At 41.6% G+C, this 16,077-nt stretch carries 17 protein-coding genes and 1 other RNA gene; 11 read left to right on the forward strand and 7 right to left on the reverse strand.

The window, feature by feature from the left end:
* Position 1 precedes the first annotated feature (1 nt).
* Positions 2–1,261: a UDP-N-acetylglucosamine 1-carboxyvinyltransferase gene (murA, locus tag CWC17_RS01760; protein WP_138611927.1), complete on the forward strand. Its 1,260-nt coding sequence runs from the start codon at positions 2–4 to the stop codon at positions 1,259–1,261.
* A 147-nt stretch (positions 1,262–1,408) separates the two neighbouring features.
* On the opposite strand, the gene CWC17_RS01765 is transcribed toward murA, so the two are convergent.
* The 3 genes from CWC17_RS01765 to CWC17_RS01775 all read right to left on the reverse strand — a co-directional run bounded on the left by CWC17_RS01765 (position 1,409) and on the right by CWC17_RS01775 (position 4,537).
* Entirely contained in the window at positions 1,409–2,491 is a 1,083-nt protein-coding gene (locus CWC17_RS01765; protein ID WP_138611928.1) for a trypsin-like peptidase domain-containing protein, read from the reverse strand.
* A 100-nt stretch (positions 2,492–2,591) separates the two neighbouring features.
* Complete coding sequence (locus CWC17_RS01770; protein ID WP_055014201.1) at positions 2,592–3,944, reverse strand: Do family serine endopeptidase; 1,353 nt, start codon at positions 3,942–3,944, stop codon at positions 2,592–2,594.
* A 149-nt stretch (positions 3,945–4,093) separates the two neighbouring features.
* Positions 4,094–4,537, reverse strand: coding sequence for a Z-ring associated ZapG family protein (locus tag CWC17_RS01775; RefSeq protein WP_138611929.1), 444 nt, complete (start codon positions 4,535–4,537; stop codon positions 4,094–4,096).
* A 135-nt stretch (positions 4,538–4,672) separates the two neighbouring features.
* Between CWC17_RS01775 and zapE the strand changes: the two genes are divergently transcribed.
* From zapE to CWC17_RS01815, 8 genes are all read left to right on the forward strand, one after another.
* Positions 4,673–5,761, forward strand: coding sequence for a cell division protein ZapE (zapE, locus tag CWC17_RS01780; RefSeq protein WP_138541398.1), 1,089 nt, complete (start codon positions 4,673–4,675; stop codon positions 5,759–5,761).
* Positions 5,762–6,049: 288 nt separating this feature from the next.
* Entirely contained in the window at positions 6,050–6,478 is a 429-nt protein-coding gene (gene rplM / locus CWC17_RS01785; RefSeq protein ID WP_004589103.1) for a 50S ribosomal protein L13, read from the forward strand.
* An 8-nt stretch (positions 6,479–6,486) separates the two neighbouring features.
* A complete protein-coding gene (gene rpsI / locus CWC17_RS01790; RefSeq protein WP_024600778.1) occupies positions 6,487–6,879 on the forward strand; it encodes a 30S ribosomal protein S9 in 393 nt (130 codons plus the stop codon).
* Positions 6,880–7,434: 555 nt separating this feature from the next.
* Complete coding sequence (petA, locus tag CWC17_RS01795; RefSeq protein ID WP_138611930.1) at positions 7,435–8,025, forward strand: ubiquinol-cytochrome c reductase iron-sulfur subunit; 591 nt, start codon at positions 7,435–7,437, stop codon at positions 8,023–8,025.
* The gene (locus CWC17_RS01800) at positions 8,025–9,290 is read left to right on the forward strand and encodes a cytochrome b (RefSeq protein ID WP_138541397.1); all 1,266 of its coding nucleotides are present in this window, start codon (positions 8,025–8,027) and stop codon (positions 9,288–9,290) included. The genes petA and CWC17_RS01800 overlap by 1 nt, the downstream gene beginning before the upstream one ends.
* On the forward strand, positions 9,287–10,036 hold the full coding sequence (locus CWC17_RS01805; protein ID WP_138541396.1) for a cytochrome c1: 750 nt from the start codon (positions 9,287–9,289) through the stop codon (positions 10,034–10,036). Before CWC17_RS01800 ends, CWC17_RS01805 begins: the two co-directional genes overlap by 4 nt.
* Before the next feature lie 80 nt (positions 10,037–10,116).
* A complete protein-coding gene (sspA, locus tag CWC17_RS01810; protein ID WP_055014195.1) occupies positions 10,117–10,743 on the forward strand; it encodes a stringent starvation protein SspA in 627 nt (208 codons plus the stop codon).
* Positions 10,743–11,183 (forward strand): ClpXP protease specificity-enhancing factor, encoded by a 441-nt coding sequence (locus CWC17_RS01815; protein WP_138611931.1) that lies wholly within the window; start codon positions 10,743–10,745, stop codon positions 11,181–11,183. Before sspA ends, CWC17_RS01815 begins: the two co-directional genes overlap by 1 nt.
* Before the next feature lie 48 nt (positions 11,184–11,231).
* On the opposite strand, the gene dolP is transcribed toward CWC17_RS01815, so the two are convergent.
* The 4 genes from dolP to CWC17_RS01835 form a co-directional block, all read right to left on the reverse strand.
* On the reverse strand, positions 11,232–11,798 hold the full coding sequence (gene dolP, locus CWC17_RS01820) for a division/outer membrane stress-associated lipid-binding lipoprotein (protein ID WP_004589110.1): 567 nt from the start codon (positions 11,796–11,798) through the stop codon (positions 11,232–11,234).
* Complete coding sequence (locus CWC17_RS01825; RefSeq protein WP_138541395.1) at positions 11,791–12,384, reverse strand: SIS domain-containing protein; 594 nt, start codon at positions 12,382–12,384, stop codon at positions 11,791–11,793. Before CWC17_RS01825 ends, dolP begins: the two co-directional genes overlap by 8 nt.
* Positions 12,385–12,454: 70 nt before the next feature.
* On the reverse strand, positions 12,455–12,826 hold the full coding sequence (locus CWC17_RS01830) for a YraN family protein (protein ID WP_138611932.1): 372 nt from the start codon (positions 12,824–12,826) through the stop codon (positions 12,455–12,457).
* 12 nt (positions 12,827–12,838) lie between these two features.
* Positions 12,839–14,722, reverse strand: coding sequence for a penicillin-binding protein activator (locus CWC17_RS01835; protein ID WP_138611933.1), 1,884 nt, complete (start codon positions 14,720–14,722; stop codon positions 12,839–12,841).
* A gap of 61 nt (positions 14,723–14,783) precedes the next feature.
* Between CWC17_RS01835 and rsmI the strand changes: the two genes are divergently transcribed.
* Both rsmI and rnpB read left to right on the forward strand, forming a co-directional pair.
* Positions 14,784–15,641 (forward strand): 16S rRNA (cytidine(1402)-2'-O)-methyltransferase, encoded by an 858-nt coding sequence (gene rsmI / locus CWC17_RS01840; protein WP_138611934.1) that lies wholly within the window; start codon positions 14,784–14,786, stop codon positions 15,639–15,641.
* A 43-nt stretch (positions 15,642–15,684) separates the two neighbouring features.
* An RNA gene (gene rnpB / locus CWC17_RS01845) (RNase P RNA component class A) lies at positions 15,685–16,063 on the forward strand.
* Positions 16,064–16,077 lie beyond the last annotated feature (14 nt).

Here is a 16,077-nt window from a genome sequence, read left to right on the forward strand (position 1 = left end):
AATGGATCAGTTTGTAATTCAAGGTGGCACTTCACTTGCTGGTGAAGTAACTATTTCTGGCGCTAAAAATGCCGCATTACCAATTTTGTTCGCTGCATTGCTTGCTGACGGTAAGAGTACATTTACGAATGTACCTCGCCTTCGCGATATTGTAACCACCGAAGCGCTTTTAAGCACCTTAGGCGCGACCGTAAATTGGCAAGGCGATACACTCTACATTGACGGTGCAACCGTTAACAAAACACTTGCTCCTTACGATTTAGTTAAGCAGATGCGCGCTTCTGTTTTAGCCCTAGGGCCTTTAGTGGCACGTTTTGGTGAGGCGCAGGTATCGCTACCTGGTGGGTGTGCAATAGGCGCTCGCCCAGTTGATATACATATTCAAGGTTTAGAGCGCATGGGCGCGCAAATAAACGTTGAAAACGGTTATATCAATGCAAAAGTAGAAGGTCGTCTTAAAGGCGCTGAAATTTTTATGGAAATGGTGAGTGTTGGCGCAACCGAAAACTTACTAATGGCCGCAGCACTTGCCGATGGTAAAACGGTACTTGAAAACGCAGCATGCGAGCCCGAAATTATTGACCTTGCCAATTGCCTAATAGCAATGGGTGCAAAAATTACTGGTGCAGGTACAAGCCGTATAGAAATTGATGGCGTAGAGCGTTTAGACGGCTGTGAGCACAGTATTTTACCTGACCGCATTGAAACGGGCACTTTTTTAGTTGCAGCAGCAATGGCTGCAGGCGAAGTACTGTGTAAAAAAACAGATTATCATTCACTTGAGCCTGTTATTGAAAAATTACGTGCCGCGAATGCATTAGTTGAAGTAAACGATGACAGCATTTATTTAGATATGCGCAATCGTGAGCTTAAAGCCGTTAATATTAAAACCATGCCTCACCCTGGTTTTCCAACCGACATGCAAGCGCAGTTTACCGCGTTAAATGTAGTGGCCAATGGCAGTGCAACAATTACCGAAACCATTTTTGAAAACCGTTTTATGCATGTACCTGAGCTACAACGCATGGGCGCTAATATTCGTTTAGAAGGGCACACGGCTATTTGTGGTGAAACGCAAAGTTTAAGTGGTGCACAGGTAATGGCAACCGATTTACGTGCCTCTGCAAGCTTAATTTTAACCGGTATTGTGGCGCAAGGTGAAACGGTCGTCGATCGTATTTACCACGTAGACCGAGGCTATCAACGCATTGAAGACAAACTCAGTGGCTTAGGCGCTAATATTAAGCGCAGAAGTAGCTAATACCCATTCGCGATAATATTTATTTGCTTTGAGGTGAGGGCAAACTTGCTCGCTAAATTAAGTACACTGGGTTAAAGACAGTTTACTTTAGACATAAAAAAGGTCGGATACGCGTATTGCTATCCGACCTTTTTATTGTCACTTTGGTTAGAGTTTAGTCTCGAGTTCTGCAACTCTAACCATTATTTTTTTTATTTTACCGTTTCGATACAGCTCAAATTCTATTTCTTTACCGGGCTGTGTATTGCCTATTTTTTCGAGTACTTTTTGCGGTTTGGCAACGCTTAATCCTGCAATTTTAATAACAATATCTTGCTCTTCAATGCCAGCTTGCCATGCAGGGCCTAATGGGTCTAAATTGGTGATTCGCATGCCTGCAACCGGTGTTAGACTGTCGTTTACTTCTTTGCCTGTGCTATCAACAGCCGTGCCTTCAAACCCTAAATAACCACGTACTACACGGCCATGGCGTATCAGCTTTGCCATTACTTCTTTAGCCAGCGAATAGGGAACAGCAAAAAATATTCCTTGGATATTTAGGTTTTCACGGGTTTTAAACTGCGCAGAAGTAATTCCCACTAAATCACCATTAGAATTAACTAAGGCGCCACCAGAGTTACCTACATTTATAGCGGCATCCATTTGTAATAGGTTGTTGTAAGGGCTATCGGTAATTTTTTGTTTACCGGTGGCGCTGATAATACCTTGAGTGATGGTTTGCCCTAAATTGAGTGGGTTACCTATGGCTAGTACTACATCGCCTACACTTGTGGTGTAATTGTCGTTTACCGGAATAACGGGCAGGTGATCGGCGTTAATTTTTAATAAGGCTAAGTCGGTAATAGTGTCAAAGCCAATTAACTGCACATCAAAAAAGCGTCGGCCATCGGTTAATATAACCAAAATTTGATCTGCATTATTTATGACGTGGTAGTTAGTTAAAATGTAACCATCTTGGGTCATAATAACCCCAGAGCCCAGCTCTTGAACGGTGTTTTGTTGCTTATACCTAGGCTCTTTAGAAATACTTTCTGAAAAAATAGTCACCACCGACGGTGCAGCACGTTTAACCGCGTCAGCAAAACTAAGATGATTTGAGCTCATAGCACTGGGCAAGGGAACATTAGGGAGTAAAGAGGCGCGCATATTAGGGCTGAAAAAAACCACTAAAAAAGCGATACCTAAACCGACAAACAAGGGGGGAAGTACAAATTTTAGTAATTTCAGCACGAGATTCTTATTGTTAGTGAGCAATTCTTTATGATGGCACAAAAAAAATAACAGCGGCAAGTGCTGCTGTTATTTTTATTGCTTATTTATAGTGTGTTACTTATTGAATAAGTACAAAGATAGACTCTCTACCACGTTTAACGCCAAGTACAATATTACCTTGGGTATCTTCGATAATTTTGTTCATTTGACGAATGTTTTCTACACGTTGGCGGTTAACTTGTACAATAATATCACCTTCTTCAAGACCTACGCGTGCCGAAGGAGAGCGCGGATCTACTGTGGCGACTTCAATACCTTTAGTGCCATTTTTTTGCACGTTTTCAAGCGTTGCACCTTGGAATGCAGGATGCAGTTCATCGCCTGCAGCTGTTACACCCGATGCGCCATCAAGGGTCACTTTAATGGTTTTTACTTTGCCATCGCGGTAAATACCTAATTTAACTTCACGGCCTTCACCTAAAGTCGCTATTTTGCTACGCAGCTCGTGGAAGCCACTAATATCGCTACCATTAATACTAATAATAACATCGCCTGCTTTAATACCTGCTTTACTTGCTGCGGTATCATCCATTACTTGCATAACGTAAGCCCCTTGTTTAACGTCAAGTTGCTGTGCTTTTGCAAGGCCTGCATCAAGTGGGCGGCCAGAAATACCCAGGGAGCCACGGCGAACTTCGCCATGTTCAATAATTTGGTCAACTAGGTTTTTCATCATATTTGATGGAATAGCAAAGCCAATACCTACATTTCCACCCGAGGCACCTAAAATAGCAGTATTAATACCAATGAGTTCACCATTTAGGTTTACTAAGGCGCCTCCTGAGTTACCTTGGTTAATAGCCGCATCGGTTTGAATAAAGTCTTCGTAGCCTTCAATATTTAAACCACTACGCCCTAATGCACTTACAATACCTGAGGTTACGGTATGGCTTAAACCAAATGGATTACCGATGGCCACTGCAAAGTCGCCGACACGCAATTTATCTGAATTGGCTAATTTAACCGCGGTTAAGTCATCTGCATCTATTTGTAATAATGCAATATCAGACTCTTTGTCTGTGCCTATTTTAGTCGCTTCAAATTCACGGCCATCTTCTAGCGTCACCACCATTTTTTCGGCATCTTGAATTACGTGATTATTTGTTACGACATAACCTTCATCGGCATCAATAATAACCCCTGAACCCAACCCGCTAAATTGACGTTTTTGGCTACGTGGTTGAGGGTTGCCAAAAAAGTATTCAAGGGGGTCTGCACGACGACGTACTTCTTTTGACCCAGAAACCTGAATGCTCACAACGCCTGGAGTAATTTGCTCAAGCATAGGCGCCAGTGTAGGTAATTGTTGGCCGTTAACAGCAATAGGTAGTTTTGCATAAGAGGCCATAGGGCTTAATAATAAGCTTGTAGATAAGATTGCAGCACTAATAAGTGATAATTTCATTTTCATAGTCAGGGTGTACTCCACATCACAGGAAAAGCAAAAAGGCTGCATAAGCAGCCTCTTCGAATTTAAATATAAAGCTGTTACATTTAAAGACTATGGGGTCAAAAAAAAGTTCCTCAAGATAGCACTAACATTTTAGCGTGCATCGTATGTTAAGAGGCTTTTGCTGTTTTTGAATCGCTATCTTGCCCTGCAAACAAACCAGACTCGCCCGATACGTAATCGGCAGGTTGTGCCTGTGCAGATGAACGGTCAACTTCGCGTTCTTTTAAAGACGCTTGTAATTGCTCGGTTGTTTCTTTAGAGAAAAACGGCTCACTAGGGGCTTTGTTTTTATCATCAAGTAATAGTTGATTAGTTTCTTCAACATGGCTGAGTAGTTGGTCGTAATTTTCTTTCATTTTATTCACAAGCTTACCGGTGCTTGCTAAATGATCAGCCACATCTTGGCGATACTGCTCAAGCGCGTTTTGTGCTTGCTCGGCTTGTTCTTTTAATTCATCTTGCTTAAATTGTTTTTTAGTAACGAATGCACCAACAAAAAATGCCACTACAGCAGTAATAACAATTAAACCTACCCACGTAACTGTGCCCATAACTTTACCCCTTTGGGAAAAAATATCTAATAATGCCTGATTCAAATATAAATCATCCTGTAGGTAATATACCCCGAGTTAAGATGCGTGTTAATATGCTGAGCAAATTAAACTGTGTTTAAAATGTAATTAGATATGACTCCTTGGCAAACTTACCAGCAAGATCTTAAGCGCGATGACTTTGTACATGACCAAGCACAAGAAAATGCAGTGCGCCATTTACAACGTTTATACGATGACCTGACAAATAAAAAACCGCAGCAGCAAGGTTTTTTTGCAAAGTTGTTTAATAAAAACAAACCTGAGCCAATAAAAGGGCTTTATTTTTGGGGCGGTGTAGGGCGTGGTAAAACCTACCTAGTCGATACCTTTTATGAAGCACTGCCAGGTGAGCGTAAAATGCGCGTGCATTTTCATCGCTTTATGCATCGAGTTCACGATGAACTAAAAAAACTCAATAATAAAAGTAACCCGCTAGAAATTGTTGCCGACATATTTAAAGCCGAAACTGACATTATCTGTTTTGATGAATTTTTTGTGCAAGATATAACCGATGCCATGTTACTCGGCGGCTTAATGCAGGCATTATTTGCACGCAATATCGTATTAGTCGCTACCTCTAATATAGTACCTGATGATTTATATAAAAATGGCCTGCAACGTGCGCGTTTTATTCCGGCCATTGAACTGGTAAAAGCGAACACAGAAATAGTAAATGTAGACTCTGGTATTGATTATCGCTTGCGTACACTTGAGCAAGCCGAAATATTTCACAGCCCGCTAGATGAGCAAGCCGATAAAAACTTATTTGAATATTTTGATAAACTCTCGCCAGAGGCGGGGGAGCTTGATCAACCCATAGAAATAGAAGGGCGCTTAATCAACACGCGTAAAGTAGCTAAGTGCGTAGTGATGTTTGAATTTAGCGAACTGTGCGAAACCGCACGTAGCCAAGTCGATTACATGGAAATTAGCCGTTTATATAACACCGTTATACTTTCTAATGTAAAGCAGCTTGGGCAAAATAATGACGATGCAGCTAGGCGCTTTATAGCCTTAGTGGATGAATTTTACGAGCGCCATGTCACCTTAATTATTTCGGCTGAAAAGCCGATTACTGAGCTATATACGCAGGGCAACCTTAACTTTGAATTTAAACGTTGTATTAGTCGCCTTCAAGAAATGCAGTCATTAGAGTATTTAGCAAAAGAGCATTTATCGTAGCGCCAGTTAATAAGCGCGTAATAACTCTTTTTACTGGCCTTATTATGTTTTTATATCAATACATAATTTTTTGTAATTTTCTTGTGGAAAAAACAACCGCTCGGTAGCAATGTGTTTTAAGTGCTGGTATACTCCCGCGTCTGCCACGTTGCGTTCTATGTCCTCATATAGTTTAGCCACTTGTGAGCGGCGCTAAAGTCTAAAACTCGAAGGGGTTATAGCATACTTAGAGCGGTAGTTAATAATAACTGCCTGTGGTTTTAATTGAAAAACATTGGATTTTTATAAATGAAAACGTTTGTTGCTAAACCAGAAACAGTAAAACGTGACTGGTACGTAGTTGACGCTGAAGGTAAAACTTTAGGTCGCATCGCTACTGAAATCGCTCATCGCCTACGCGGTAAGCATAAAGCTGAATACACTCCACACGTAGATACTGGTGATTACATCATCGTTATCAACGCTGAGAAAGTTACTGTAACTGGTAACAAATTCAAAGATAAAGTGTACTACGCTCATACTGGTTTCCCAGGTGGTCTTAAGTCTACTACTTTTGATAAACTTCAAGCTGCAAAGCCTGAAATGATCATCGAAAAAGCTGTTAAAGGCATGTTGCCACGTGGTCCTTTAGGCCGCGCAATGTACCGTAAACTTAAAGTTTACGCAGGTACTGAGCACAACCATGCTGCACAACAGCCTCAGGTTCTAGACATTTAAGGAGCACTATCATGGCAAATCAATACTACGGTACAGGTCGTCGTAAAAGTTCAAGTGCTCGCGTATTCTTACGCCCAGGCACTGGTAACATCGTAATCAACAAGCGCTCTTTAGAAGAGTACTTTGGTCGCGAAACAGCACGCATGGTTGTTCGTCAAGCTCTTGAGCTTGTTGACATGACTGAAAAATTTGACCTTCACATCACCGTTGCCGGTGGTGGTACAACTGGTCAAGCTGGTGCTATCCGTCACGGTATCACTCGTGCACTTATGGAGTTTGACGAGTCATTACGTCCACAACTTCGTAAAGCAGGTTTTGTTACACGTGATGCACGTAAAGTTGAACGTAAGAAAGTGGGCCTTAAGAAAGCGCGTAAGCGTCCACAGTTCTCAAAACGTTAATTTTTACGTTATCAAGAATTCAAAAACCCAGCTTATGCTGGGTTTTTTGTCTTTGGCATTTAAATTTAAGTACTTACCTACCTCCAGCCGCCTTTTTTAAGGCCAGGCGCTGATCATATTTTGTATTTACCGCGTATTTAATGTACGAAAGTTAAAAAATACCCATTTCACTGCAAAAAAGTTAAATAATTATCGTAATTAGTGTAAATCCATCAGTTAATTGGTGGAATTTTTTGCTACAATTGGCTGGCAAGTAGTATGAGCAAGTTCAACATCACCATGTACAGTTTATCTGTTTCCTCTTAGTGGGGTTGATCTTGGTCAGTATATTGTTTTTACAGAAGCGCTATTATAGTCATTCGGCTTTATTCTCGAGCTTACTTTATCAACCTGTTGATCAAGTCGGGTTATTCGAGCGTGAGGCTGTGAATAACCTTGTTTTAATCAAGGGTTTTAATTATGATCGCTTCTATTTTAAAAATTTCGAAAAATTAACCTGCTGTAACTGATGTTCTCAATATAGCAAGTGTTGAGAATCATAGTGGAGATAAGTGGATGAGCAATGCGCCTGTAGACAATGGCCGACGTCGCTTTTTAACCATAGCTACCTCTGTTGTAGGTGGTGTTGGTGCGGCTGGGGCTGCTGTTCCTTTTATTGCGTCTTGGAATCCAAGTGAGCGAGCTAAATCTGCGGGTGCGCCTGTAGAAGTAGATATCAGCAAACTTGAGCCAGGGCAATTAATACGTGTCGAGTGGCGTGGTAAACCTGTATGGGTTGTATCACGTACCCCTAAAATGCTTGAGCAGATGAAAGAACATGAAGGTCAACTTCGTGATCCGCAATCGCAAGAGCCACAACAACTAGAATCATCAACAAATGATTACCGTTCATTACGCCCAGAGGTTTTTGTCGCTGTGGGTATTTGTACGCATTTAGGGTGTTCTCCAGGCTTTTTCCAAGGTAACTTTAGTGAAAAAGTTGAAGGGACAGATGATGGTTTTTACTGTCCATGTCACGGTTCTAAATTTGATATGGCTGGGCGAGTATTTCAATCAGTTCCTGCACCATTGAACTTAGAAGTACCACCTTATACTTTTCTTGATGAAACCACTATTTTAGTGGGCGAAGAAAAAGGGGTAGCCTAATGTTTGGTAAAATTGTTAGTTGGATTGACGACCGTATCCCAATGACACGTGTTTGGAACATGCACATTGCACAGTATCCAGCACCTAAAAACTTTAACTTCTGGTACTTTTTTGGCTCGCTAGCCATGTTAGTACTAGTAAACCAAATACTTACTGGTATTTGGTTAACGATGAACTTTGTTCCCTCTTCTGAAGGCGCTTTCGCATCAGTAGAGTACATCATGCGTGATGTTGAATACGGTTGGTTATTGCGTTATTTACACTCAACGGGTGCATCTGCGTTCTTCATCGTTGTTTATATGCATATGTTCCGTGGCATGATCTACGGCTCTTACCAAAAACCACGTGAATTACTGTGGTTGTTCGGTATGTTTATTTTCTTAGCATTAATGGCTGAAGCCTTCATGGGTTACTTACTACCATGGGGTCAAATGTCGTTCTGGGGTGCGCAGGTAATCATTTCGTTATTCGGGGCTATTCCGGTAATTGGTGATGACTTAACACTTTGGATCCGTGGTGACTACGTAATATCGGGTGCAACGCTTAACCGCTTCTTTGCATTACACGTTATTGCACTACCATTGGTTATTGTAATTTTAGTGTTCTTACACATTGTTGCGCTACACGAAGTGGGCTCTAACAACCCTGACGGTGTTGAAATAAAACGCAAAAAAGGCACTGTGGCTGAAGAAGATAAGCCTAAATTTAAATTCCATGAGTATTACACCAACAAAAAAGACATTGTTGATGCGATACCGTTCCACCCGTACTACACAGTAAAAGATATTGTGGGTGTGGTTGGTTTCTTAATCTTGTTCTGTTGGGTTGTATTCTTTATGCCTGCGATGAATGGTTTCTTCCTAGAAGCGCCAAACTTTGAAGCAGCAAACCCACTTAAAACGCCAGAACACATTTTCCCAGTTTGGTACTTTACGCCATTCTATGCAATCTTACGTGCAATCCCTGATAAGCTTATCGGTGTTGCGGCAATGGGTGCGTCAATTGTGGTACTCGCATTGTTACCGTGGATTGACCGTGGTCGTGTTAAATCGGTTCGTTACCGTTGTGGTTTCCACAAATGGAACATTGCAGGTTTTGTTGTAACTTTCGTTCTTTTAGGTTGGGTGGGTGCAACTCCACAAACTGATATGAAAACGATAATTTCTCAAATCTGTACTGTGACTTACTTTATGTTCTTCGTACTGTTGTTTATATACAGTAAGAATGAAAAAACTAAGCCATTGCCTGAGAGGTTAACGAAATGATGAAAAAGCTACTTATTGGTGTATTTGCTTTATCAGTAAACTTGCTGCCTAATATGGTTATGGCTGCGGGTCCTTCGGTTCCTCTTATGGAAGCAGGTAACGATATATCTGATCAGCCTTCTTTACAGCGCGGCGCAAAGTTGTTCATGAACTACTGTCTTGGTTGTCACCAAATGCAGTATCAACGTTATGAACGTACTTTCCGCGATATTGGTATTCCGACAGAGCTTGGTAAAGAGCAACTAATTTTTGACGGTTCAAAAGTAGGTGGTCATATCCTTAACGCTATCGCAAAAGACGATGCTGCAAAATGGTTTGGTGCGGCTCCGCCGGATCTAACAAATGTGGCACGTGTGCGTGGTAGTGATTGGATTTATACTTACTTAAAATCGTTTTACAAAGACGAATCACGTCCGTTTGGTGTTAATAATACGTTATTTCCATCAGTAGGTATGCCGCATGTTCTTCAAGAGCTACAAGGTTTACCTACACCTATTACTGAAGAAGTAGAACAACATGGTGAAACAGTCATCAAGGTTGTTGGTACTGAAACAGATGGTAAGGGCGAGCTAAGCGTTGATGAATACGATCAAGCTGTTCGTGATTTAACGAATTTCTTAGAGTATGTAGGTGAGCCTACACGCCTTGAGTCAGAAGCGTTAGGTATTAAGGTAATCGGGTTTTTAGTTATCCTGTTTATCTTGGCATTTATGCTTAAGAAAGAATACTGGAGAGATGTTCATTAATTTGAGCATTTTACAAGGTAATTTTGCAATAGGGGCTTAAGCCCCTATTGCTGTTTTAGTTATTTAATGGAGGTATAGGCATGGCCGTAGCTGCCAATAAGCGCCCTGTAATGACCCTTTTTTCTGGTGCTAACTGTATGTATAGCCACCAAGTACGTATTGTACTTGCAGAAAAAGGTGTAAGTGTAGATATTCATTTGGCTGAAAAGGATAACTTGCCAGAGGCACTTCACGAAATTAACCCTTATGGTACAGTACCAACACTGATTGACCGTGAGCTTGGCTTATATCAGGCAAACATCATCATGGAATACCTTGATGAACGTTTCCCTCATCCTCCACTAATGCCTGTTTATCCGGTAATGCGTGGTCGTAGCCGTTTAATGATGCACCGTATTGATACTGATTGGTACAGCTTAGCTGAAAAAATCAATAACAATACTGCAGATGCTGAACAAGCTCGTAAAGAGCTAACAGAAGCACTACTTGCAATTGCACCAATCTTTAACGAAGCACCTTACTTTATGAGTGAAGAGTTTAGCTTAGTAGATTGTTACCTAGCACCGCTATTATGGCGTTTACCAGAGCTTGGTATTGAGCTGAATGGCTCTGGCGCTAAAGAGCTTAAAGAGTACATGATACGCTTATTCGAGCGTGAGTCATTCCAAGCTTCTTTAACTGAAGCAGAGCGTGAGATCCGTTTATAATGACGCCTAATCGTCCTTATTTATTACGTGCTTTTTTTGATTGGATCGTAGATAACGAGTGCACACCGCATTTAGTAGTGGAAGCAGATTATCCAGCAGTGCAAGTGCCTACGCAGTTTGTACAAGATGGCCAAATAGTGCTTAATATTAGCCCTTCAGCCGTAACTGGGTTTTCGTTAGATATGGAGCAGCTAAGCTTTAATGCGCGCTTTGGTGGGCAGCCAATGCAGGTATATGTGCCTTTAGGTGCAGTTCTTGCTATTTATGCGCGTGAAAATGGCGAAGGAACAGTCTTTACCGCAGAAGAGTTTTTAGAGGACGAAGACGATTTTGCACCTGAGCTTGAAAGTGTAGAGACATCAGATGAACTTATTGATGAGACTCCGCCGCCAGAAAAGCCAGAAAAGAAAAAAGGTTCGCATTTACGCGTTATTAAGTAACGTTTAAATACAAAAAAACCGCTAATTTAGCGGTTTTTTTATGTGCTTTTATAAATATTCAAACACTTTAATAACGCGCTCTACACCCGATACATTGCGTGCAATATTAACCGCTTGGTTAGACTCAGATTCAGATACTAAGCCCATTAAAAATACTTCAGCGTTTTCTGTTACCACTTTAATATTATTACTTGGAATATCTTTCGCTGTTAGAAGCTGCGCTTTTACTTTAGAAGTTAGCCATGAGTCGTGTGTTTGTGTGGTAATACCAATATTAGAGCCAATCCTAATTTGATTGTGTATTTTACGTATACCTGAAAGCCCCTCAATGCTTTGTTGAGCTTGGTTTTTCATTTCTTGATTGGCAACTTGCCCAACTAATAAAACAATGCCATTTACGCTTATAGCGTCTACATTAGCAAACTTTTCTAATCGTTCAACTTCACTCAGCGCAATACTGGCTTTAATTTCTATATTATTATCATCTATTTGAGAGCCGATTGTGCGGCGGTCATTTGCTGCAGTTACTGCACCAGCTGTTCCTGCAACCACTGCGGCTGCACAGCCTTGCAGTAAAACAACAGTACCTAAAACAATAAGAGAGCGTTTAAACATAATTTTCATCCTGCGGGAAAAGAGTTAAATCAACCAGTTCACTTAAACAATGTAAGTTAACTAAGTGAGATTCAATAATGCGGCTAGGTCGCTTAGAAGGCGTACGAATTTCTACATCATTAGGGCCTAATAAGCCAACAAGTTCTCCACCGTCATCACCTACCATCACTATGACCTTCATATCTTTAGTAAGTGCAGCCTCTACAGCAGAAATAATATGTTTTTCGTTACCATTAATGGCAAGCGCAAGTAGTAAGTCGCCTTGTTGTGCAAAGGCGCGTACTTGGCGAGCAAAGGTATCATGCTCATCCACCTGGCTATTTTGTCCTAAATTAATGTTTTCTTGAGATAGTGCAATAGCAGGCAAACAGGGGCGCTCTGTTTCGTAATGATTAACTAATACGCCGGCCATGTGCTGCGCTAACATATGGCAGTTTGTTGTGCCGCAGCAAAGAAGTTTATTCCCATTAATTAAACTTTGTGCAATGGTAAATGCAGCAGACTCTAGTGCACTTGGCAGTACTTCGCCTGCCGCTATTTGTACTTGTATGCTCTCTGTAAAAATTTCTTTAATTGTATCTTGCATAGACTACCAATAATTTATTCGTCATTTTTGTTTGTTGCTGGGCGTTTTATTTACTTGTTTGTGGATGATTCTAAAGTACGTTTTTAATCCAGTTTATATTGCCAGCCCGTTCACCAGTAATGGCTACATAGTCGACCCTGATAGGCTGATTAGTTAAGCTTTTTACTGCCAAGTAGTGATAAATAGTGCGTTTTAACCGTGCTTGTTTTTGTGCGCCAAGAGCATAATTTGCACCGCCTCTGGCATTGTTTTTACGAAACTTAACTTCTACAAATACCAGTGTATCGCCGTGTTTCATAATCACATCAAGCTCACCAAAGGGGCAATAATAATTACGCTCAATAGGCGTTAGACCCTCACTGATTAAGTATTTTTCTGCTTGGCGTTCATAGTACTGGCCTTTTTCTCGGCTATTTTGCCACAGCGCTTTAAACCACGACATAGCCGCTCCAGATTAATCAAACGTAAGCGTATTGCTTTCGTTGGCTGATTGCATAAATAAAGGCACGGGCTGCTTTGTTTCTAGCTGTACAGCTTTTATGCGTCTATTTGTGTATTGTGCCCAATCAAGCGTACGCTCTATGTGCCCACTGGTATTAACCGAAAGCTTTCCACTTAAACCGGTAAACTTATTACCGGGCATTAGACTCAGTTGCCTAATGTCGCTTAGCACCGACACGGCATCGTAAGCCATGGCAAATAAGCGTTGGCTTATATCGGCATTTTCAGGCCACAGGGTGTTGTATTGGTTGCGTAAATTATGTTGTTTAACTGTTGAATTGAGCATCCACGGCAGCTCTGTAAAGTAAAGTCCTTCTAAATCGCCTTTGTCGGTACGATCGATTTGTTTACTGTGGCTTTTTGAGCTGGCGTATAATGGAATACGCTCTGCAAAAGTACTGACATTTACATCTAAATAAGGTTTGATCAGGCGTGTTTCTATGGCATCACCTAAAATGTAAATAGCATCGATATCGCTACGTGAGCGGGTTTCACTTTCTACTTCTTGTTTAAATAAAGACTTAACCGTTTTAATACGCTGTTTAGACTTATCAACTTCCAATAAACTGGTGATTGTGTTTGGCATGTCTTTGTTATCGTTGTAAAAACCAATTTGCGGTTTGGTTTCGCTATAGCGTTGCCACTGAATATTAAAGTAATCAACCAAGCGTTGGCCATTAGCATTATTAGGCGCTAATAGCATGGGCTTTTGATAACCTTTAGCTAAAAAGTGCTCCAGCGCTTGCTGTACTTCATGTTCAGGATTTAAAGCAAAAAAGTAGTGTTGCAACGAGAGTCGTTCGCCATCAAACGTATTTAAGTGTAATGTTGGCGTATCGATAAGTGTTTTAGCTTGCGCAAGTTTATCAATATTCGCTTTTAATAATGGCCCAATCACAAAGTCTGGATTAAATTGGCTTAGCTGTTCGTTTAACGCTTGAGTTGAAAGGTTTTCATCAATAAAAACGGTATCATTAATAGTTTGCTTATCAAGCCCTGCTAAAATGCCTGCTTTAAGGGCGTCACCTAAACGCTCATTGGCGCCTGATTGCGGTAAAAGTACAGCTAAACGCTCAATGTTAACTGGGGCTAGGTTGGCTAGTGCTTCATCTTGCTCTGGTAAAATAGCCACTGCAGGGTGCCCTGGGTAACGGCGACGCCAGTTATTAATGGCTTGGTCAAGCTCTACACCGCTATTTGCATAGACTTGATGATACAAAGCTAAATTAGTCCAACCTTGTTGAATAGCAGAGCCACGATTAAAGCGCTCTAGCGCATAAGAAGACAGCTTAGTTAAGTTATCCCAAAGCGCTTGTTGCAATGAAGGAATTTCAATATTGTTTTTATTCGCTGTTTCTGAGGCCCTAAAAAAGTAAGGTGCAGCGCGCTTAGGAAAGTTTTGTGATGCATAAATGCTAGCAGTTAAATATTGATGCCAAGCAAAGTGCTCAGGCTGTTTAAGTTGGCCATCGAGCGATTGTAAAATAACGAGTGCTTGATCGTTTTTATTTTGCTGCTTTTGCGCATAAGCAATGTATAAGCGGTTTTGAATTTTATCAACGCTTGGGGTTTGCTCAAGCTCATTACAAATATTTTCAAGTAACGGCCAGCTTTGCTCCGAAATTGCGGCATCTCGGGCACTGTAAAGTAATTGAATTTTGTCTGCACCGGTGCGGTTTAAGGCTAATTTATAAATAGCATCGGCACTGGTTGCTTGATTTTGCAGCGCATTAGCACTGGCATTAGTACTATCGCTATTTTTAGTTGGTTTTTCGGTTGTGCTACAGGCCGATAACCCTGACAATATAATTAATAGACTAACAAGTTTAAGTCGCACAATGATTTCCCAATACGTTAACGCGATTTGCTTATATTACTGACTGACGCAGGAGACCTCAATGTTAAATGAGGAGAATTCAGAGAAAATTGGCACTCTTTACATTGTAGCCACCCCAATTGGCAATTATGACGACTTAAGCCAGCGTGCCATCGCGACATTATCGCAGGTTGACTTAATCGCTGCTGAAGACACGCGCCACACCGGTAAGCTGCTAAGCCACTTTGGTATAAAGGCTAAAACCTTTGCACTACATGACCATAACGAAAAACAAAAAGCGCAGCAGATTATTGATTGGCTAAACGAAGGCAAAAATATTGCGCTGGTGTCAGATGCCGGCACACCGCTAATAAGCGACCCAGGTTATGCCGTTGTAAACCTGTGCCGCGAGCAAGGTGCACATGTAACACCCGTGCCCGGTGCGTGTGCTGCAATTACCGCGGTATGTTGCTCGGGCCTGCCAACCGATCGATTTCAGTTTATTGGCTTTACACCGGCTAAAAGTAAAGCGAGGCAAGACTTTTTTATTGAGGCTGTTAATTCAGGCATTACCAGCATAATGTACGAAAGTACGCACCGTATTATGGCAAGCCTAGATGATTTAGAAGCGGCACTTGGTAATGAGCAACAAGTGGTATTTGCAAAAGAGCTAACCAAAACCTTTGAAACCTTTTTTAACGGCACAGTGAGTGAGCTCAAGCAATTTTTAACTGATGACCCAACTAAGCAACGTGGCGAAATTGTTTTAATGTTGCCAGGCAAACCTAAGCTTGTGGACGATATTCCACCCGAGGCACGTAAAATGCTGGCGCTACTTGAAAGCGAAATGCCGATGAAAAAAGCGTGCGGCATAGTAGCTGAATACTTTGGAATGAAGAAAAACGCCCTGTATAAAACAATTATTGACGAAAAAGCGTAAATCTTTACTGCGTACAAGGCACAGCTCATGTATACTGCGCGCCGAGTTAGCCAAGATAATCGCTGCCTGTGACGAAAATGATCAGGGGGAGGAAAGTCCGGGCTCCACAGGGCAGAGTGCCAGCTAACGGCTGGGGGGCGTGAGTCCACGACAAGTGCAGCAGAGAGGAGACCGCCAGCTTTCGGGTTGGTAAGGGTGAAAGGGTGCGGTAAGAGCGCACCGGGCCGCTAGTAATAGTCGGTTGCAAGGTAAACTCCACTCGGAGCAAGACCAAATAGGGTTCTATCATTTTAAATAATGAACGCGTGGCCCACGTGAGAACCGGGTAGGTTGCTTGAGCCATAGAGCGATTTATGGCCTAGACGAATGATTATCACTTTCTTCGGAAAGGACAGAACCCGGCTTATATGGCTAACTCACTCATTCAACAAAAAAG

This window comes from Pseudoalteromonas sp. S3785, from assembly GCF_005887365.1.
Lineage (GTDB): Bacteria > Pseudomonadota > Gammaproteobacteria > Enterobacterales > Alteromonadaceae > Pseudoalteromonas.